The sequence below is a fragment of the Clostridium sp. NkU-1 genome (genome assembly GCA_001312405.1).
This window is the reverse complement of sequence record BBDR01000003.1, coordinates 29083-47129: the sequence shown is the minus strand read 5'-3', so window position 1 is coordinate 47129 and position 18047 is coordinate 29083. Positions and strand designations below refer to the sequence as shown.

General features: G+C 41.4%; 21 protein-coding genes, 3 tRNA genes and 3 pseudogenes. 4 read left to right on the top strand and 23 right to left on the bottom strand.

Translation table 11 applies throughout. The features are described from left to right. Positions 1-12 precede the first annotated feature (12 nt). The 14 genes and pseudogenes from JCM10519_RS05595 to JCM10519_RS05530 form a co-directional block, all read right to left on the bottom strand. Entirely contained in the window at positions 13-198 is a 186-nt protein-coding gene (locus tag JCM10519_RS05595) for a hypothetical protein (protein ID WP_054738219.1), read from the bottom strand. Positions 199-223: 25 nt separating this feature from the next. Next, positions 224-1359 (bottom strand): annotated as a pseudogene (locus JCM10519_RS05590) (DUF4317 domain-containing protein). Between the two features lie 258 nt (positions 1360-1617). Continuing rightward, a complete protein-coding gene (locus JCM10519_RS05585) occupies positions 1618-2625 on the bottom strand; it encodes a tyrosine-type recombinase/integrase (RefSeq protein ID WP_054738218.1) in 1008 nt (335 codons plus the stop codon). 404 nt (positions 2626-3029) lie between these two features. Further along, positions 3030-3281: a hypothetical protein gene (locus JCM10519_RS05580; RefSeq protein WP_054738217.1), complete on the bottom strand. Its 252-nt coding sequence runs from the start codon at positions 3279-3281 to the stop codon at positions 3030-3032. A gap of 68 nt (positions 3282-3349) precedes the next feature. Beyond that, complete coding sequence (locus tag JCM10519_RS05575; protein ID WP_054738216.1) at positions 3350-3814, bottom strand: ParB N-terminal domain-containing protein; 465 nt, start codon at positions 3812-3814, stop codon at positions 3350-3352. Further along, the gene (locus tag JCM10519_RS05570; protein WP_054738215.1) at positions 3815-4597 is read right to left on the bottom strand and encodes an AAA family ATPase; all 783 of its coding nucleotides are present in this window, start codon (positions 4595-4597) and stop codon (positions 3815-3817) included. Continuing rightward, positions 4594-4971 carry a VRR-NUC domain-containing protein gene (locus JCM10519_RS05565; RefSeq protein ID WP_347843252.1) on the bottom strand — a complete coding sequence of 126 codons (378 nt, stop codon included), beginning with the start codon at positions 4969-4971 and terminating at the stop codon, positions 4594-4596. Before JCM10519_RS05565 ends, JCM10519_RS05570 begins: the two co-directional genes overlap by 4 nt. Before the next feature lie 134 nt (positions 4972-5105). Next, a complete protein-coding gene (locus JCM10519_RS05560) occupies positions 5106-5318 on the bottom strand; it encodes a hypothetical protein (protein WP_054738214.1) in 213 nt (70 codons plus the stop codon). Then, complete coding sequence (locus tag JCM10519_RS05555; RefSeq protein ID WP_054738213.1) at positions 5315-5545, bottom strand: hypothetical protein; 231 nt, start codon at positions 5543-5545, stop codon at positions 5315-5317. Before JCM10519_RS05555 ends, JCM10519_RS05560 begins: the two co-directional genes overlap by 4 nt. A gap of 228 nt (positions 5546-5773) precedes the next feature. Beyond that, the gene (locus JCM10519_RS26780; RefSeq protein ID WP_347843251.1) at positions 5774-6268 is read right to left on the bottom strand and encodes a hypothetical protein; all 495 of its coding nucleotides are present in this window, start codon (positions 6266-6268) and stop codon (positions 5774-5776) included. 430 nt (positions 6269-6698) lie between these two features. Next, positions 6699-7010, bottom strand: a complete 312-nt coding sequence (locus JCM10519_RS05545; protein WP_054738212.1) for a hypothetical protein — start codon at positions 7008-7010, stop codon at positions 6699-6701. 36 nt (positions 7011-7046) lie between these two features. Continuing rightward, on the bottom strand, positions 7047-7367 hold the full coding sequence (locus tag JCM10519_RS05540) for an HTH domain-containing protein (protein ID WP_347843250.1): 321 nt from the start codon (positions 7365-7367) through the stop codon (positions 7047-7049). A 332-nt stretch (positions 7368-7699) separates the two neighbouring features. Further along, complete coding sequence (locus JCM10519_RS26775) at positions 7700-7867, bottom strand: hypothetical protein (protein WP_347843249.1); 168 nt, start codon at positions 7865-7867, stop codon at positions 7700-7702. Between the two features lie 76 nt (positions 7868-7943). Further along, positions 7944-8126, bottom strand: a complete 183-nt coding sequence (locus tag JCM10519_RS05530) for a hypothetical protein (RefSeq protein WP_054738209.1) — start codon at positions 8124-8126, stop codon at positions 7944-7946. Positions 8127-8488: 362 nt separating this feature from the next. On the opposite strand from JCM10519_RS05530, the gene JCM10519_RS05525 reads away from it, so the two are divergent. The 3 genes from JCM10519_RS05525 to JCM10519_RS05515 all read left to right on the top strand — a co-directional run bounded on the left by JCM10519_RS05525 (position 8489) and on the right by JCM10519_RS05515 (position 10378). Continuing rightward, positions 8489-8743: a hypothetical protein gene (locus JCM10519_RS05525; RefSeq protein WP_054738208.1), complete on the top strand. Its 255-nt coding sequence runs from the start codon at positions 8489-8491 to the stop codon at positions 8741-8743. A 436-nt stretch (positions 8744-9179) separates the two neighbouring features. Further along, positions 9180-9680, top strand: a complete 501-nt coding sequence (locus JCM10519_RS05520; RefSeq protein WP_054738207.1) for a hypothetical protein — start codon at positions 9180-9182, stop codon at positions 9678-9680. An 80-nt stretch (positions 9681-9760) separates the two neighbouring features. After that, entirely contained in the window at positions 9761-10378 is a 618-nt protein-coding gene (locus JCM10519_RS05515; RefSeq protein ID WP_347843248.1) for a tyrosine-type recombinase/integrase, read from the top strand. Between the two features lie 123 nt (positions 10379-10501). Here the strand turns inward: JCM10519_RS05515 and JCM10519_RS05510 are convergent. The 6 genes and pseudogenes from JCM10519_RS05510 to JCM10519_RS05485 form a co-directional block, all read right to left on the bottom strand. After that, positions 10502-10574: transfer RNA gene (locus tag JCM10519_RS05510), tRNA-Gly, on the bottom strand. A 99-nt stretch (positions 10575-10673) separates the two neighbouring features. Next, complete coding sequence (locus JCM10519_RS05505; RefSeq protein WP_054738205.1) at positions 10674-10931, bottom strand: hypothetical protein; 258 nt, start codon at positions 10929-10931, stop codon at positions 10674-10676. 108 nt (positions 10932-11039) lie between these two features. Then, positions 11040-11110, bottom strand: a tRNA-Gly gene (locus JCM10519_RS05500). A gap of 43 nt (positions 11111-11153) precedes the next feature. Then, a tRNA-Phe gene (locus JCM10519_RS05495) sits at positions 11154-11226 on the bottom strand. A 204-nt stretch (positions 11227-11430) separates the two neighbouring features. Beyond that, positions 11431-12325: pseudogene (locus JCM10519_RS05490) on the bottom strand (MBL fold metallo-hydrolase). Between the two features lie 121 nt (positions 12326-12446). Then, the gene (locus tag JCM10519_RS05485) at positions 12447-13382 is read right to left on the bottom strand and encodes a DUF1848 family protein (RefSeq protein WP_054738204.1); all 936 of its coding nucleotides are present in this window, start codon (positions 13380-13382) and stop codon (positions 12447-12449) included. 240 nt (positions 13383-13622) lie between these two features. On the opposite strand from JCM10519_RS05485, the gene JCM10519_RS05480 reads away from it, so the two are divergent. Continuing rightward, the gene (locus JCM10519_RS05480) at positions 13623-14015 is read left to right on the top strand and encodes a desulfoferrodoxin family protein (protein ID WP_054738203.1); all 393 of its coding nucleotides are present in this window, start codon (positions 13623-13625) and stop codon (positions 14013-14015) included. Positions 14016-14049: 34 nt separating this feature from the next. Here JCM10519_RS05480 and JCM10519_RS05475 read toward each other — a convergent pair whose 3' ends face one another. The 3 genes and pseudogenes from JCM10519_RS05475 to JCM10519_RS05465 all read right to left on the bottom strand — a co-directional run bounded on the left by JCM10519_RS05475 (position 14050) and on the right by JCM10519_RS05465 (position 17665). Beyond that, complete coding sequence (locus tag JCM10519_RS05475) at positions 14050-14250, bottom strand: hypothetical protein (protein ID WP_347843247.1); 201 nt, start codon at positions 14248-14250, stop codon at positions 14050-14052. Beyond that, a complete protein-coding gene (locus JCM10519_RS05470; protein ID WP_054738201.1) occupies positions 14250-15995 on the bottom strand; it encodes a methyl-accepting chemotaxis protein in 1746 nt (581 codons plus the stop codon). Before JCM10519_RS05470 ends, JCM10519_RS05475 begins: the two co-directional genes overlap by 1 nt. Positions 15996-16186: 191 nt before the next feature. Beyond that, a pseudogene (locus JCM10519_RS05465) lies at positions 16187-17665 on the bottom strand (aspartate ammonia-lyase). Positions 17666-18047: the final 382 nt, after the last annotated feature.

Sequence of the window (18047 nt, the reverse complement as noted above, 5' to 3'; positions counted from 1 at the left end):
TTAAACCCGCGTTTAGTTTTCCTTTTTCATAAAGCTACCTACGAGCCTATAGAATTCCTTTTCGCACTCTTTGCAAAGATCGACCCTTTTTAGATCCTCATAATCTACATGGCGAGGATAATTTACAAACCCATTTCTATTTTCTTCCGGCCATTCTTTTCCGCACCTGTCACATGAGAATATTCTTTTCGTTCCCATTGTCGGCTCCTTTCTGAACCCGCGTTTACCCCTCCGGTTGTAACGGCTTTACAGTTATTCCGTTTACCTCTACATTTTCATTGACTCCGATCACAATACACGGCCTGCCGTCAATCATGCGTGATTCTACCAAATATGTCTTATCCGGTTTTACCTTTATGCTTACATCAAAAGTTTTGATTTCAAAATTCTTTTGATTTGTAATATTTGTAAGAAGGAATTCCGGTTGTTGCGCTTCAAATCCTTCATACCGCTTTTCAAATTCTTTCAACTTTTCTTCATCAGCCCATTATTCTCCAGAATCTTCTTGATCTGCTCAGGCTTAAGAGTAAACTGCTCCGTTTCGTTTTTTGACTCTTCCAATAATTCATGAAAATTATCATGGATACTTTTTACAGTCTCAAAGCTACAGTTATCTCCCATTACTTCTTCTACAATCGCCTGGAATGTTTCTGCTTGACTCTTGGCAGACATTGGCCTTACGCAACCAAGTGTTTCATTGATGAATCGTTCCGGCATCTGCTCCGGGTTTTTGGCATAGAATAACAGGCTATGAATATCTGTGTTCCTATCATTAAAAGCCGGAAATATAAATCCTGTGTCAGGTGTTTCCACAAGCCAGTCACGATTCCTGTTTTCTATTGCATTGGCTTCTGTGTTATAATACAGTCCAGCTTTTGACAGTTTTACCGGGCATATGATACACTGAATGAATTCATAAACAAAATCTGATGCATCGTACATTTCCAGTCCGTCTGCTGATTTTCCAGGAATGTCATAAGCACAATGAATCAGGATTATGTAATAGTTCTCACCGTAATCATAACTTTGGATCACCTTATCATAGAATTTTTCTACCAAATATTCATTTTTTAGTCCTTCTTCTCTAAGCCCAAGAAGTAGTTCCTGTGTTCCCCCCTCTCCTTCTGCTTCCAAAGGAAATTCCATATTAAGCAAGTTTTTTCCTATGGTCCCGGACATAGCACTTTTGAAAATATTGAAATACTTAAAAGCCTCCGCTTCTGGAAGTGATAAAAAAGCCTCTTTTAACTCTGTTCTCCGGTTCTTCTCCGCATCTACGTAGCAACCACATATCCGGCTGATTGCGCAATTTGCAGGAGTAAATAACTTTTTAATCTCGCTTATCTCTTTTTTGTTCATGTTCACTTATCCTTCCTGCTGCCTCCCGGCAGCTTCATTAAACTGTTGCTTTATTGATTAAGGCTGCACAAAAATCCTGCTGCCTGATTATTTTTGTGGAAGAGGGGCTTCTATGCCCCTCGCAATGTCGTGACACATTGATTCCTTTTTTCCGTTATACTTATACGCTTACAAAAGATTGGTTGACGAGTTACTACAAACCGGTTTGTTTTCGTGGTTGCTTCGGGAGCTGCGCCCTATCCCTAATGAGAATTTATATTAAGCCCCAACGCTCATATATCTGTTATGCACTTGCCTTAGATGTACCTGATTGGCTGCTGCATAGAATCCAAGCGTTGTAGACGGGTCCTTGTGTCCAAGGATCTGCTGAATATCTTCGATAGCACAATCCTTCATTCTTAACGTTGTTGCCATTGTCTTACGGAATAGGTGAGGATAAACTCGGCGTTTTAATCCTGCCTTTTCTCCAATCTGCTTTATAATCAGCCTTAATCCATCTTCATGAACCGCATTGTAAGGTGCCCGTGCTCCTGCAAATAATGCCTCGCTGCTATCCTCCCTAGAATCCAGATATTTTTCTAAGTGCACCATTGCCACATCATTAAGGTATACGGTCCGATAATCAGAGGTTTTATGTGCATAGATCAGGATTTCCCCGGTACTCCAATCAATGTCCTGTTTTCTAATTTGAGGTACTTCTCCGATTCTGGCCCCTGTACTCAATAGAAATTCCATCAATGCCCGCTCTCTCGGTTCCTTACAGGCCACCCGTAACTTTTCAACCTCTACGCCTTTAAGGTAGTCAATAGGTGGTTTTCGTTCCTTTTTGATAGGTACTGCCTCTACTGGGTTTGCATTGATAATCCCGTGCTTTCTGAACCAAGTAAATACTGCCGAAAGGAAACGGCGCTCATTATTTACAGTCCTGGTATTGTTACCTTTCCCTGTATACAGATCCAGATAGTACTTGATATCTACTGAGGTAATATGCCTGATATTTTTGTCAGTCACGCAAAGCATGTTTCGCATGGCTCCCATATAGGCCCGTATGGTCTTTTCGCTTAAACCGTCCTTCTTGACATTCATTTCATACATCTGCAATAAGTACAGGTTGTCGTCCATTTCGGTGGAAAGTTCGGTTTCCTTTCTGACTACCTCCACATAATACAAAGCCTTAATGATTACAGTTTCCAGTATTCTTAATGTTTCGGTGCTGATATGCGGTTCCATCTGCATCAAAATCTCATTGATAATCTTCTCTTTCATACGGCCCCTTCTCCTTTGTACGTGATTACGATTATGATATTATCAATTCAATTTTTATGGATAGGCTGATTACTGCGCTATCTTATGCATTACCCCTTTTCTTCCGTCCTGCTGCCTCCCCCGGCATGTTTACCCCCTACTGTTACGTTCAATAAATATCCCCTGTAAAGAAACAACATCATCGTATGTAAGTTTCTCTGGTATGGTCAAAAGCTGATGTAGAATGGTGATTGCTTCCTGTTTAATTTCCTCTGGTAATGGCAGATTACTTTCAGTGTCCGAATCGGACACGATAGGCGGATTCATTCCTATTATGATCCCGGCACTCTGATCTGCGTTTTCTGCCGCCCGTTCTGCATGTAGGCTGGCCTGCGCTGCTCCAACTTCTGATTTCCTGGCTTCCTTTAATGACTTTTCTGCTTGCTTTGCAAATTCTTCCGCCTTTTTTTTGCTTGTTTCTCTTCCTCCTTACGTTCCTTTACAATGGCAGCAATCTCTTTTCCTTCCACTCCGCCCTGTTCTGCTGCCTTTTCTGCAATTATCTTCTGGTCCTCTGGAGGAAGCCGGGCAGTTTCATAAGCTGCTGTTACTCCCATGTTTCCCGCCCTGAACTGCTCCCTTGCTGGTTCCGTAAGGCTATTGTTTATTTTTTTCAAACCTTCCCATCTGACCAGAAGTCTCTCCCAGGTACTTGCCGATGATATCCCTGATTTTTCCTTTTACCTCAATTTCTCCCGTATCTCGCATCTTTTCCAGAACCTTTTTCAACCTCCCGGCCAGTTCCGTTTTTTTCATACGGTGTCAAATCCTGAGTGAACCCATTCCCGGAAAGCAAAGATAATTCATACATGTTCTCTGACATATCTTTGTAGAAATACCGCACCTTTTTGAATTGCTCATGTCCGCTTTCAATCAATAGGATATTTGCCCGGTTTCTTCTGTGACCGTCTACAATCCGGTATTCCCCGTTTACTCTTCCTAATATTGTAGGCGAATGTTGCCCTACTAAAAGAAAATCGTCGGCTAAATCATCAATGTTTTTGTACTCCTGGCGTGTGTTCTGATGGGCTTCCTGCACCTCATATGGGCTTAACCATATTTCTGTATAATCCTTGGTACTTACTCCTGTTTTACCTCTTGTAGCACTATTTACCATATCAAATACGGAAAATTCTCCCGATATCCCCATTTACCCCACCTCCGCTTTCACTTTAGTTAGGTACTCCTGCACAAACTGCCTGTAACTCCTGGCGGTTCCGCTCCGTGGGCTGTATTCCTGTATTGGTTTCTCAAAGATTGTGCTTTCAGCGGCTTTATCACTGTATCGAATACAGGTATCAAATAATTTTACATCGTGCTTACCTAGCCATTCCAAGCCTGCTGCATTAGTGACATTATTTTTATACATCGTAACCAGTGCGCCCATAAAACTGATTTTCGGATTTATCGCTTGCATTTGTGCTATCTGCCCGGTCATGATATCCATACCCTCCAATGCACACTGATCAATTTTTATGGGTACAATCACATCATGAGTAATCGCAAGGGCATTAATGACGTTTAGACCGATGTCCGGCGGATTGTCTATGATTACATAATCATAGGCGCACCCCTCACGGTTTGGCGCATATTTGATACTTTCAAATCTTCCGCACTGACCTTCTGACCCGTCCTGCTGCAACTGCATAGTAGCGGTAAGAAGATTCATATTTGCACTGATGATATCAAGATTATGGTATTCTGTTTCCTGGTTCACTTCCCAGGCTTTTACCCGGCCCATAAGTAACTGGGCCGCCGGACACAGCCCGTTTCTGTCATAGGCCCCGAAAAGCTTTGACAAATTCCCTTGCTTATCGTTATCCAGCATAAGCACCCTTGCGTCATATTTCTGGCTTAATAGATATCCCATCTGTGCGGCAGTAAAGCTTTTACCCACTCCGCCTTTTAAGTTGATAATGCTTATCACTCTCATAGAACAACTTCCTTTCCCCGTTTCCGGTCTTTTAAGATGATTCCATTTTCATGGCTCATGGTCTGATCAGGCAGAAGGGATACATATTCTTCTATGACCTTAACCGCATAATCATAGCCATAGCACACACAAGCATAATGTCCTGCTGCCTTCATGGCCTTTATCCATTCTTTCTGTTCATCTTCCACCGTTCCGGTATTGTATTTCATTTCTATGTATAATCCTGCATATGCTCCCTTCGGAATTGGTAGATGAAGATCCGGTACTCCTGCCTTTACGCCCTGGGCTTTCAATCTCGCAGCTTCTTTTTTTCTGTCTGCTGCCGCCATTCGGACAATGATGAATCCATTTAAGATCCGGGTACATACCCTCACGGTGAAAACACCATGAAACTACATGCTCCTGCTCTGTTGCTTCACTTCTTTTTCTAAATCCTCCGCTCACTCCTGCTCCCTCCTAATAATTCAGTCCCATTTTCTGAAATAGAATTTCTATGTATGTCATTGATTTAAGGTGTCCCGGTCTTTTTGCATTTACTACCTGCACTATGTGGGGATATTTTTTTAACAACGGCAACTCTTTCTATCTTTGGCCTTACCGTTCCATCATCAACATCTTTATAAATTGTTTTATAGATGAATTTATCCCCAATCTTTACAGATTCCTTTATCTTATCCACATCTTTTCTCAGGATAACAGGTCTGGTCCATGAATTATTCACTTGGTCCCCTCCTTCTTTTCATACCGATTTTTAAGCTTCTTTTTATGTCTCATTTCAATGTCATAATCATTTTCATAATAATAATCCTGACCATTTTTATAGTAATAAAATGTTATGTTCCCTCTTTTTATTGATCCAATATATTTTCCAGGGGGACGGCCATCATATGACCATGCATTTCCCCATGCTTCCGTTAATTCTGGTGTTAATCCTTCCGGTGCTGGCATTTCTTTTTCTTCTTCCTCCCTTCTGGCTTCCGCCTATCCTGCTTCCTCCACATCTTCATGTAAATATGCCACCCTGTTTCCTCATAAAATTCCGAGATAATGGAAACAATGTTAAAATCTGGAAACTGCTTCTCAAAAAAATTTCTCCCGCAATCAGGAGTTTTTGCTAATCTTTCAATTTGCTTTCTGGTGTATTTATAATCTGCGTTTGGCTGTTGGATCGGACGTTCAAGGTTTCGTGAAGAGGACCAGCGTTTTTTTACCTTTCGGGTCCTTTGTTAGATATTTGCATAAGGCTTCTATCCCGTTTTCATTCACCTGGATACGGTCTGCATTTGTCCAGCCTATCTGTTTGATACTTTCACGGTATCCCGGTTCTTCATAAACTCTGCGCCAGTTAATGCGGGTATGCGTCCACATCAATTCCAGATCATCCCGATCCATACCACCATTCATGATAATATGGTGATGGATTCTTTTAATAGATTCTCCGTCCTTTCCGTAACTGTACTCTGTGACCAATATGTACTTTAACCGTTCCAGCCCCAAGACCTTGCGTCTATAATCTACCCGGCGCAGGAAGTTACCTATTATATTTTCTGCCTCTTCTATTGTATCTGGAAGAAACTCTGGACTATATGTAGCCGTTTGGTGTATATCCCCTATTCCAAAATTTCCATTTCCAAGCTGCACCAGATAACGCCTTGAATTTTTATCATTCAAATCTTTCTGTTTTGGTTCTGATACCTTCTGCCGCTTCCCCCTCTTACCCTTTACTGCTCGATCTGCACTTTCTGTCCTGGGTAGAATGTCTACTTCTCTATAGTCCCGGCAGTCTGTTTTTTTTCTCCCTCTGAAATGCTCTTGACATTTACTGCCTTTCCGTGTACCTCTTACCGGGTATATTAACTACTGGCAGTGTTCCCCTCTATTTCTCCCCTGCCCTTATCCCTATTTCATTAGCTATGTACCATAATCTGGTAAGTATCGTAGGAATGTTAATACCCCATACAAGCCCGGTTTCCGGGTAATTCCCCGGCCTTTTGACTTGACTTCCAAACGTCAACATGGTACACTTTATTTGATGATTTATGTATGTTGACGTTACAAGTTAGCACCCGCCATTATTCCAGTAATGACAGGTGCTTTTTTTCTATTCTTCTGCGTATTCATAATCAATTTCCTGATGCCCTTCCAGCGTGTAAAACAAGTCATGGTTTACATAACCTCCAACGAATATAGTACAGTCCAATGCTTGTCCTTCATACAGTTCTCCGTTCAGATGGAAACGGCTGAATGTGGAGCGCTTGGGGATTATGCAGCGGTCTATGACCCTAAGTGTTATGCTCCCGGTTGAGAAGTAGTATCCTATATCGTCCTGCTTGTCCATCTTACGAGTTCCGATAACCAAAGCCGCTATTTCACATGCCATCTTCTTTGTGACACGCTTCCTTTTTTCTTCCATGACTACCCCTTTCCGAAAATAAGCTGCTCCATAGATTCACCACCGGAAACTTTTTTTTAATTCCTTTGGTTTACGCTTTATCAGGTTGACCGGATCGGTTTTATAAAACTGGCTCATGGGTATTCTTGGATCTCCCAGCTTTCTTGTGGCGTAAATATCACCAGATTTAAGTTTGTTACGTACTGTTTGTTTGGTACATTGCATTATTTCAGCCAATTCATCTAGCGTAACAAAACGTTCCTGTTCTCTGGCCTGCATCTTCAATATTTCATCGTTAAGCGATTCCACTCTTTTAAAAATCTCCTGAATGATTGTTTCAGGAATCGGTATTGCCTTGGTCTGCTGATCCTTTGACACCGTTTTTCCTACCTCCTTTTTATTGCATCCATAATTCACCTGTCCTATAATGTACTTACAGGCCATGCCGGGCCGAGTACATAAGAAAGGAGTCCATGTTAATGCTATTAATCAAATGTAAATGTGGTTGCCTTTTTACCACAAAAGATGATGTCGTTCCCATATCGAGCTACTTGACGTGTCAAGGCTGTAGCAAAGCAGTTCACTATTTGCCTGGCCATGATGACTTTTTAAGATTTAAAAGTTACTTCTCTGATGCGGGAATGACAGTACAAAAGATACCAGATGATGCAGATATTACAGTTACGTTCAAAGCATGACTAATTCAGCCGTCAGTTACTCTCTGGCGGTTGATTTATTTTTAATTCTAAATCCAGCCTTGCGCAATGAATTTGATTAAGGTTTTCTTGCATTTCTTTGAGTATCTCATAATGCTTTTTAATAAGTTCTTCAACCTTTTCAATTCCCGGTATTTCTACCTTTACTCTTGCATTTACCATCTTTCTGCCTCTATCCCGTCCTATCAATTTTCAATGTACGTCCTGCTGCCCTGGCTGTTACCTATGCTCCAGGGCTTTACGCCAGTAACTTCATTGCAAGCTTCATATCATCAACAAGATCCATGAATCTCTGCTTCTGTGCCATAGTCAGGCTTTCCAAGAACTCCGCTACTTCTTCGGCTTCCGCCCTGTTGGCCTGCGGAAGCATGATCTCCATTTTGGTCCCTTCGATTACTTCCAGCTTCTTTTCTTCTGCCATATTGGTATTTCCTCCTTTCTTTTTAGCAACTATGTATCTTATATTCACATAATATAGCATTCATTTCTAATTGTCAATACCTTTTTATAAAATAGATTGACTTTTTTTAGCCATAGTTGCTATTATAATGTTAGCAACAACAGAAAGCGAGGTGAATGTATTGGGAATAAATGAAAGAATTAGAAATATTAGAAAACATTTTAACTTAAGCCAACAAGAATTAGCTGAAAAAAATAGGAATGTCGCAAAGATCCATTAGTTGGAGTGAAAAGCCTGGAAGTAATGTCCCCGATAGTACTATCAGATCACTTTGTTCAGTTCTTAATATAAGTGAAGATTATTTACGTTACGGTGTAGAGCCTATGATAATAGAACCTGAGACTTTCAGTCTTGACAATTTCATAAAAGAAAGAGGCGGAACGGATTTAGAAAAGGAAATTATTAAAACTTACTTTGAATTGGATCCAGAAATGAGGAAAGCCATATTCGATCATTTTAAAAACAAGTTCTTTCCTCCACCAAAACCAAAAAGTGGTTTTGATGGAATACCATCATCAGATGAATTATTAGAAATGTATCCAGATATTTTAGATGAAGATACGAAGGGTATTAGCTGATAGGCGCGAAGGGTGCACCCAATCTTATTTATAGTTTAATTATTACATATTACATATAAAATAAAGTTGTGTCTCACCTATGAAGTCTGTGTTATAGCAAATCAAATGAAAATTGCGATAAATTATAGCATATACATCTTTGCGTTTAATTTTAATATACTTTACCTTCATATCCCCCGTCACGCCTTCCTCTTTTGTTAAGGATTGGGTGCACGTTCCATTATAAATATGTTTTTACTTATTGATAGTGGTATTTTCTTCCATTATCTACCAAATAAAAAAAGCCCTTGCGCGGCTAACGCAAAGGCTCAGAACTACTATACGGGCATGATCCCGATATAATATATGGTCATAAATATTATATCATTTTTCCATGCGCCTGTATAGGTGTATTTTTTTATACTCTAAAATAAATAATTTATGGAGGAATGATGTAATGAGTGTTCAAAAACAACGCTACACATCAAAGAAAACGGGCAAAACAACGGTTCGTTATTTTGCCAATGTCTGGTATGCTGCTGAAAGCAGATCCATCACCGGGCCTTTGAGAGATAAGGAAAGGGAGGCTCGGATAGATGAAGCTGATATCATGCGTTCCATTGATGCCGGGCAAGGTAAGCGCAAGCAGAAAGAACGAATGACTACCATTCAGGAAATTTTTGATATATGGCATGATGCAACCGCGCCGCCCACATATGCAAATAGTACATGGAGGGTTTATGAGAGATTTTACAAAGACTATATCAAAGATGTGTTTGGAGATAAGGCAATATCTAAAATCAAGGCTACCCATATGCAGAAGTATGTAAATCTTATGAAGCAAAGTCATAGCCCTGGTACCGTTAATAAATGCATCAATATACTTCTAATCTTTTCAGATATGCTGTGTCACCGCTTAAGTGCATTACTTCCGCAGAAAATCCAATGGAAGGAATAACCCGGTGTACAGTCCCGGTCCGTAAAAAGATTACATGGTCAGATGATGAAATAGCATATTTTTTAACACTATCGGAAGTAGTGGAATCCCATTATTATCCTATGTTTTGTTTATCTGCTCTCCTTGGGGCGCGTCCAGGGGAAGTATGCGGCCTGACTGAAAACTGCTTAAGTAATAAACCTACTTACTTAATTGATTTTGATAGGGGATACGATAACTGGGAATGTGAAACAAACCTTAAGACACATCAATCACACAGGCAGCCACCAATTCCTAAACATCTTTATGATCTGCTGCACAAACGGCTCATATGGAAAAAGAAAAATCGCTTAGAGGATAAATCATGGTCTGATAATGATTACCTGTTTGTAAGTCAGAACGGAAATCCTATCAAGCCGAAACAATATGCATATGCTTTTAAACGATTGCTTACGGCTCATAACAAGGCCATGGAAGAATATGAAACAGAACATGGATCACTTCCAAATAGTGAAATGAAGCTTCCATACATTACCCTATATGGTTTCCGCACAAGCTTCGCAACCAATAATATGCGCCGCTGCCCGAATGCTGCTTTGATTTCTTCCATTATGGGAAACAGTCCAAAGACGCTGATTCAGTTTTATACCCAATCAGATACAGAAATGCAAAAAGAATTGATTAATAACTACGTTAATCTGGAAAGGACTATATCATGACACATGTAATGCAACGTAGTAAAGCAAAAACTTTAAGGAAAAACTTTAAGTACTTTTACTTATGTAAACAAAAAGAGGGGTCCCGAAACCCGGAAACCCTCATAAACACTACATATTTTAAAGAGCGCGAGACGGGACTCGAACCCGCGACCCCGACCTTGGCAAGGTCGTACTCCACCAACTGAGCCACTCGCGCATAAAAACAACTTTTATTCATCTTTTGTAACACTGGAATTATATCATACGTTTTTAAAATATGCAAGAGGTTAATATCACTTTTTTTTGTTATTTTGTGCTATATATTTTCATTAATTCCTTTTAATTTCACCTCTTTTGGACAACCGTGCCAGCCCGCTTCCGGCATTGGCAGCTTCAATGAGTTTGGGTCTCGAAGCATTTGTGCGAAGAGAAAGATCAGCCACTTAGCCCATTCAGTGTAATCACCAAAAACATCTGATAAGGAACCATCCGATGCCATTTCAATATATGCCAAATGATTATTTAACAGCAATTCACGAATAGTCAATCGTTCTGTTTCGATTTTTAACAGCATTCTTCTCCTTTAAGTTCAAATCTATTTTGCGTTCCAGGCTATTTAAATATAACAAAAATCAGCTAAAACAGATACAACTTTGCATCCATTTTAGCCTGATAACCTTAAAGCGGGTGATGGGAATCGAACCCACGTATCTAGCTTGGAAGGCTAGTGTTCTACCATTGAACTACACCCGCAGGAATTTCCGAAGATATTTCAAAGGTGCTTCGAAAAGCACAATGCCCAAAGCCGGAATCGAACCAGCGACACGAGGATTTTCAGTCCTCTGCTCTACCAACTGAGCTATCTGGGCATAATCACCTGCAACATGAACAATTTTACAAGATTTTTCTTCTCTTGTCAAGCTAAGTTTTCTAAATTATGTCAAAAAAAACATAATTCCAAATAAAATTTTCCTCTTCCACCTGCTGCGCCAGATACTCCTCTGACGCAGTCTGCAAATCAAAACATACCACATGCCTGTTCAAAGCTTACACACCTTGAATGTCTCCTGATTTTATACAGTGAACCCAATATTTGTTTTCCAAAGCAGTTGTCCGTTTTCGAAAATTACTGCAATCCGTCCCGTATCCTTTAGCCAGGAAAGATAAGAGCGAACGGTACTGCCAACAAGCACATATTGCTCAAAGTTCATCTCCAGACCATAATCATTGAAAAGCTGTTGTAAGACCTTTTCAAAGATAATCGGCTTCTTACAAATATCAAGTATCCTGTCTGCTATTTCATGAACCTTGTCAATGTTAATCTGAGCCAGGGGGGCGATGTTGTCCGTCACTTCTGCGTGGGCCGGTACAAAAACCTTTGCTTTTAAGGTCTTCACCATTTCCAGGGTTTCAAGGTAAGCGGATACATCATAGAGAAATCCGATTTGATATTTTTCCAGCGTCTCTTTGCTTGATAAGCAGTCTGCCAGATAAACAACATCATCCATATCTCTAAAACCCACCATATCAAAGAAATGGCCGGGAAGCCGAATGACGCTCAGTCCTTTTGGAAGAACATCATCAGTAAGATATTCTGCACTGCTTTCCTGCGCCATCAGGAATTTGTGCCGCAGGTCCTTTGGAGGGAACCCGCCATACAAAAAAAGACGGCTCAAGAAGCGTATGATTTGTAAAATCGCATTCAATACCTGGAGCATAAATTTTACATCCGGTTTGATTCTGTAAATACTTATTGCCGCCGATATGATCGGCATTGGAATGAGTATTATATATTGCTGTCAGCCGCCAGCCATTGGCCTCCAGTATCTGCCTGACTTTTCGCCCCGCATCCTTGTCACTTCCGCTGTCAATAAGGCATACATCCGTATCGTTAAGCTTAACAAGCCCAATCTTTGCCGGACTTTGAACGTAATAACTATTTGCACCAACCTGATTTAACTCATACATTTGTAAAACCTCCTGTAATCAGAAATCCTTTTAATAACAAATTATACCAGACTTCTCCCTGTATTTTCCACACATTTTTATAAACTTTCAATGGGCCCCATATTCTAAGAAGTAATCCTGTTCACAAAAATGGAAGAGTCGGTTCTTCCCGGACAGACCTGCATTTCCGCTGGGTGATCTTATCCCCTTCTTCCACCTTTCCGCATAGCAGAGGGCTATGGACATCATATAAGTTCCGCTTCCTCTTCACTGCCTCCACACTGTCATTGGCATAGCAATATCTGCACCCGGCCAGGCAGGTGTCATAGGTTCCCACCTCAACACTTTCCAGGCATCCGCATTCCATTCTCTGGTTTTTGTCCTTTCTCCGGCAAATCGGACCACCTATTAAATGTTCCGCCATAACGGGATCAATGCAGCTTCCCCGGGAAATTCCAACAGAGCTTAAATCTGCTTTTTCCGCACATGCTTCCATTCTAAGCCCATAAGCTCCTGCAATCGCGGCCAGCTTTCCGCCAAGCTTCTTCATCCCCTCTTCATCCAGTTCTTCTGCCAAAATTCCCTTCATGTTCCGCTCTGTCTTTCCATACTTGTCCAGAAAACTGATCACTACCTTTTCCGTCAAACCGCACAAGTTCCTGGCGATTTCCTCAAAAGCCCGCAAATGGTATTCTTCCCTGTACCGGTCATTGAGAAATATGGGATCATACCGCCAGACCATACGGTCCTTTCCCACCTGTTCTGCTGTATTCCGGAAAACATCAATCAGACGTCTTTTATCCGGCAGGCCGGGTTCAATATCTTTCCCATATCCAGTCAATGTAAATTGGATATAAAAAGGAATGTTCCCCAGCTCCCCTATCCGTCCCATCATTGGTTCCGGGTTTTTCGTCCAGAAAACCATAAGCTCCACCTGCTCCGGAGAAAGATCGATCCGGCTGATCTGGCGGCTGTTCATGGGATTCTTTACATATAGATACCCTTCCTTTAACCTGTTAAAAAACCAATGCGGGTAAAACTGCGGAATATCAGTCCGCCTGCTGACACTGAGTATCATCTCATCTTACTCCTGTCTCTTCTTAATAAAACCATTATAAGCCGCCAAGGGGCCCGCTTCAACCGCTTTAACCATATTTTATAAGATTACGGCATTCCTTTGGATAAAGTTGGCATAATGGTTCGGCTCCCATCTGGGAATTCTGATAAATGAATTGAAGCATTTTACATCAATGCCTGCAATACTGCCCATTTTAATTGATATGAGATAAAAAGAAGAATTTGTGATTGGAGGATCCCCATGAAAAACGAACCTGTATTTTTAACCGACAAAAACCATAATGTCATCCTGGAAGCCATCGCCGGAGCTCCCAACGCTGCACTCCCGGACAGCTTGAAGCCTTTTGAAATATTGGAGCCTAATACCTCGGATGGCGCCGCAGAAAAGCATGCCCCGGTCATTGAAACAGAAGGGAATCATGTGACCGTAAAGGTAGGCAGCGCGTTTCATCCCATGACCGAAGAGCACAACATTGCCTGGGTCTGCTTACAGACAACCGCAGGCAGCGTTATGAGAGTAAGCTTAAGCCCGGACTGTGAACCGGTGGCCCTCTTTACGCTGGAAAACGGCGATTCTCCAAAAGCCGCTTTCGCCTACTGCAATCTTCATGGATTCTGGAAAACAGAAGCATAACGAAAAAAGCCTTCCCAAACCGGGATTGGCTTTTTTAATTATTCCCAAACAATTTGAATTTTGCAACCTCCTGCTTTAATACCTGTGCCTGTGCCGCCAGCTCTTCACTGGAAGCCGAGCTTTCTTCTGCTGCCGCTGCATTGGACTGGACAACTGCAGATACCTGGGACAGCCCTTTCAGGATCTGCTCCATAGCACTGGCCTGTTCCAGGGAGGCTGATTGGATTTCCTCCATCACCTGTTCCACAAGAATAGATTTATCGGCGATCTCCTTAAGGATTCCTGCGGCCTCATCCGTCTGTCTTTTCCCTCTGATACCGCTTTTACCGTATTCTCAATCAGCTTGGCAGTCTGTTTTGCCGCATCAGCGGATTGGAACGACAGATTCCGTACCTCTCCTGCAACCACCGCAAATCCCTGTCCCCCGCTTCCGGCCCGGGCTGCCTCAACGGACGCGTTTAAGGCCAGTATGTTGGTCTGAAATGCTATGTCCTCAATCATTTTTGTGATGCCGGATACTTTTTCAGAAGACAGGCTTACCTCTTCCATTGCCGAATGAAGGTTCTGCATATGCCGGTTGCCTGCACTGACTCTTGATCCGGATTGCTTTACATAATCGGAAGCTTTCCGCACATGTTCTGAATTCTTTTCTGCCATTTCCGAAACATTTACAATGGAAGCATTTAATACCTCCACCGTTGCCGCCTGCATGGCTGCTCCGGAGGCAAGGGCCTGGGAGGCACCGGAAACCTGTTCTGCTCCGGAACTCACCTCCTGGGCAGAGGAACGGATGTTTAATATGGTATCATTTAAACGGGAAGCGATCATTTCCATGGAACTTCGTATTCCGTTAAATTCACCTGGATATTCGCAATTACTTTGGACCGTAAGGTTCCCACAGGAGACTTCCTGTAAAAACCCGGAAATATCATAGATGATATCCCGGTATTTCCCCGCCATTTCATTGACCCTTTCTCCGATTCCCCCTATTTCATCGTGACGTTTCATATGCAGTTCAATGCTCAAATCTCCGGCAGATAACTGATCAATGGAATCAACCACCTGCCCGATGGGCTTTGTTATCCGGTCCGTGATCCGAAGCATGACAAAAACCGCAAGTATCAGAGAAACAGCTCCCAGGATGACAGCGTTTAGCATGGAAGTTATAACACCGGACATAAATTCTGATTCCGAAGCGGTCACATTCACCGACCAGCCATTGGCGCTTTTTACCGGAGCATAGGAGCCAAATCTGTTATCTCCGTTCCAGTGATAAAATCCAAAGCCGGTTTCCCCAGCCGCCATTGCTGTTTCCAGCTTTGCAATTTCTCCATAAGAGGCTTGATCTTTCTTTGCTGCCTCTGCATCATTTTGCCGGGATAATACCAGGGAAAAATCCTCGTGGGCCACTTTCGTGCCTTCCCGATTTAAAATATAGGTACTTCCCGTATCTCCAAGCTTTGTATCCCCGATCATTTCCTGGAAAACAGAATAAGGAAATTCAATCATAATGACCAGATCATCATAAGGGTATGCATATTCAAAAGAGGCGGAATCCTTATGAATCATGGGGTCGGATAAAAAGGGAGTTCCATTTTTTGCCTGGAGGTATGTATTGTCCTGTTCATAGGATTTTCCATCAACAACAGAGGTCCCGTCAGATGAAATGATATCGATGTTATTAAGGCCGTACTGGGAACAAGATATCCGTAAGAATATATTGATATTGCCCCCATTTTGCGCATTTCCCTTCATATAAAGGGCGATTGACTCGGATATGATCGAATATTCTTCCAGCTTCTGAGTTATTTTTTCAGAAACCAGTTCCGAAGTTTCCTTTAAGCTCTTGGTTAAGGATTTCCGGGTCGTATGATAGGTCAGATAAATGGAGCCTATGGACAGTACAAATACAATGCAGATGATACATCCAATGGTGAATGTTACCAGTTCCTTTTTTATTCCCTTGTAATTCCTTTTCATATTATGTTATCCTCCGATATCCATTTTACCCCTCTGTCATTGCAATTACAGCGGTCTAATGGGTATATCGGAAAATATTCAGAAACTATACGAATTTTACTAATGTTTTACATTTATTTAGGCAATTCTTTACAAACTGGGTAAACAGTCTCCTGTAAAATGATTTTCGCCCTGTTTTCTCTATCCCGCATTTATGCTTCCCGTTTTTTCTTTAATAATAAGTTTTTGCCTGATATCCCTGGCTCTGTCATATGTACCGGATCTAATATGAGGTCCAGTTCTTCTTCACTTATAAGTTTTTCCTGGAGAATTAATGTTCTTACGGATTTGCCGCTATTTATGGCTTTCTTGGCAATATCTGCCGCCTTTTGGTACCAACATGGGGACAAATCGCTGTAATGATTCCTATACTGTTTTCTACTAAATAACGGCATCTTGTTTCATTCGCCGTAATGCCGGATACGCAGTTATCTACAAATGTTTGTACGGCATAGGCAAGAGTGTCAATCGACTGGAACATACAATAAAAAAATGATTGGTTCAAATGCATTTAATTCTAATTGTCCGGCTTCTGCGGCCATGGTAATGGTTACATCATTGCCTATAATATTAAAAGCGACCTGATTCACAACTTCAGGAATAACCGGATTTACTTTACCGGGCATGATCGATGAACCATTTTGCTTGGCAGGAAGGTTGATTTCCTGAAAGCCTGTTCTTGGTCCGGAAGACATCAGGCGAAGATCATTGGCAATTTTAGACAATGTTACAGCGCAGGCCTTGACTGCACCTGATACGGCAACAAAAGAGTCGAGATTTTGTGTTGCATCTATCAGATCGGAAGCCTGCACCAATTCCATATTTGACACCTTAGCTAAATTAGGCACAATACGTTTCAAATAACTCACATCTGCATTGATACCTGTCCCTATGGCTGTTCCGCCCATATTTAAAGTACACATTTCTTCCATTGCTTTGTCCATACGGCGGATGTCACGCATAATTGCTGTTGAATAGGCGGTAAACTCCTGTCCCAGCCGAATGGGAACAGCATCCTGCATCTGGGTGCGTCCCATCTTTAGAACATGGTCAAATTCGACAGCTTTTTCACAAAATGCTTTATTCAGCCGGAGAAGTTCTTTTTTCAAATTTTTAAGAAGCCTTAATGAAGTCATTTTCCCGGCGCTTGGAATGACATCATTTGTGGACTGCCCGCAGTTTACATGATCATTGGGATTCACAATGGAATAATCGCCCTTTTGTCCGCCCAAAAGCTCAATGGCACGGTTGGCTATCACTTCATTGGCGTTCATATTCAGAGAAGTTCCTGCTCCGCCCTGGATCGGATCAACGATAAAGTCTTTATGGAATTTTCCAGCCAGAATTTCGTCACATGCCTGAACAATGGCTTCTGCAGTCTTTTTGTCCAGAAGACCGATCTCAAGATTGGTAATTGCTGCCGCTTTTTTTATGTAAGCAAGGCTGTTAATGATTTCAGGGTGAATGTTGAGACCGGTAATATGAAAGTTTTCTGCCGCGCGCATTGATTGTACTCCATAATACACATTACCAGGTACACCTTTGATTCCTATGGAATCCTTTTCTATCCGGTAATCTTTGTTATTTTTTATTATCCAATGATTATTCCTCCGTAATTGGCAAAATGCCATTTTGTATTGTATTTATTATAGAATTTATATATAATATAATCAAATACGTATATTCTTATAACAAGTATAATTCTAAAGTTATATAACCAAATTGGAGGTTCATGATGTTTAAGGGAATGGATTATGTATACATGGTGTACAAAGAACAAAGTTTTTCCAACGCAGCAAAAAAAGTTATTTATCTCTCAGCCTTCCCTAAGCGCTACCATAAAAAGAATAGAAAATAAAATCGGCTATCCAATTTTTTGACAGAAGTACAAAGCCTTTGACGCTGACAGAATGTGGAGAAAAATATATTAAGTCTGTGGAGGAAATACTTTTTATTGAAAGTGAATTTTACAATTTTGTGAATGACTGGGGAGATTTGAAAATAGGAAAGCTG

Excerpts from the sequence above, each read along its gene's own strand:
- JCM10519_RS05595 (WP_054738219.1), bottom strand. The coding sequence starts at position 198 with ATGGGAACGAAAAGAATATTCTCATGTGACAGGTGCGGAAAAGAATGG.
- JCM10519_RS05585 (WP_054738218.1), bottom strand. The coding sequence starts at position 2,625 with ATGAAAGAGAAGATTATCAATGAGATTTTGATGCAGATGGAACCGCAT.
- JCM10519_RS05575 (WP_054738216.1), bottom strand. The coding sequence starts at position 3,814 with ATGGGGATATCGGGAGAATTTTCCGTATTTGATATGGTAAATAGTGCT.
- JCM10519_RS05570 (WP_054738215.1), bottom strand. The coding sequence starts at position 4,597 with ATGAGAGTGATAAGCATTATCAACTTAAAAGGCGGAGTGGGTAAAAGC.
- JCM10519_RS05555 (WP_054738213.1), bottom strand. The coding sequence starts at position 5,545 with ATGCCAGCACCGGAAGGATTAACACCAGAATTAACGGAAGCATGGGGA.
- JCM10519_RS05545 (WP_054738212.1), bottom strand. The coding sequence starts at position 7,010 with ATGGAAGAAAAAAGGAAGCGTGTCACAAAGAAGATGGCATGTGAAATA.
- JCM10519_RS26775 (WP_347843249.1), bottom strand. The coding sequence starts at position 7,867 with ATGGTAAATGCAAGAGTAAAGGTAGAAATACCGGGAATTGAAAAGGTT.
- JCM10519_RS05530 (WP_054738209.1), bottom strand. The coding sequence starts at position 8,126 with ATGGCAGAAGAAAAGAAGCTGGAAGTAATCGAAGGGACCAAAATGGAG.
- JCM10519_RS05525 (WP_054738208.1), top strand. The coding sequence starts at position 8,489 with ATGATAATAGAACCTGAGACTTTCAGTCTTGACAATTTCATAAAAGAA.
- JCM10519_RS05520 (WP_054738207.1), top strand. The coding sequence starts at position 9,180 with ATGAGTGTTCAAAAACAACGCTACACATCAAAGAAAACGGGCAAAACA.
- JCM10519_RS05505 (WP_054738205.1), bottom strand. The coding sequence starts at position 10,931 with ATGCTGTTAAAAATCGAAACAGAACGATTGACTATTCGTGAATTGCTG.
- JCM10519_RS05485 (WP_054738204.1), bottom strand. The coding sequence starts at position 13,382 with ATGATACTCAGTGTCAGCAGGCGGACTGATATTCCGCAGTTTTACCCG.
- JCM10519_RS05480 (WP_054738203.1), top strand. The coding sequence starts at position 13,623 with ATGAAAAACGAACCTGTATTTTTAACCGACAAAAACCATAATGTCATC.
- JCM10519_RS05475 (WP_347843247.1), bottom strand. The coding sequence starts at position 14,250 with ATGGAGGAAATCCAATCAGCCTCCCTGGAACAGGCCAGTGCTATGGAG.
- JCM10519_RS05470 (WP_054738201.1), bottom strand. The coding sequence starts at position 15,995 with ATGAAAAGGAATTACAAGGGAATAAAAAAGGAACTGGTAACATTCACC.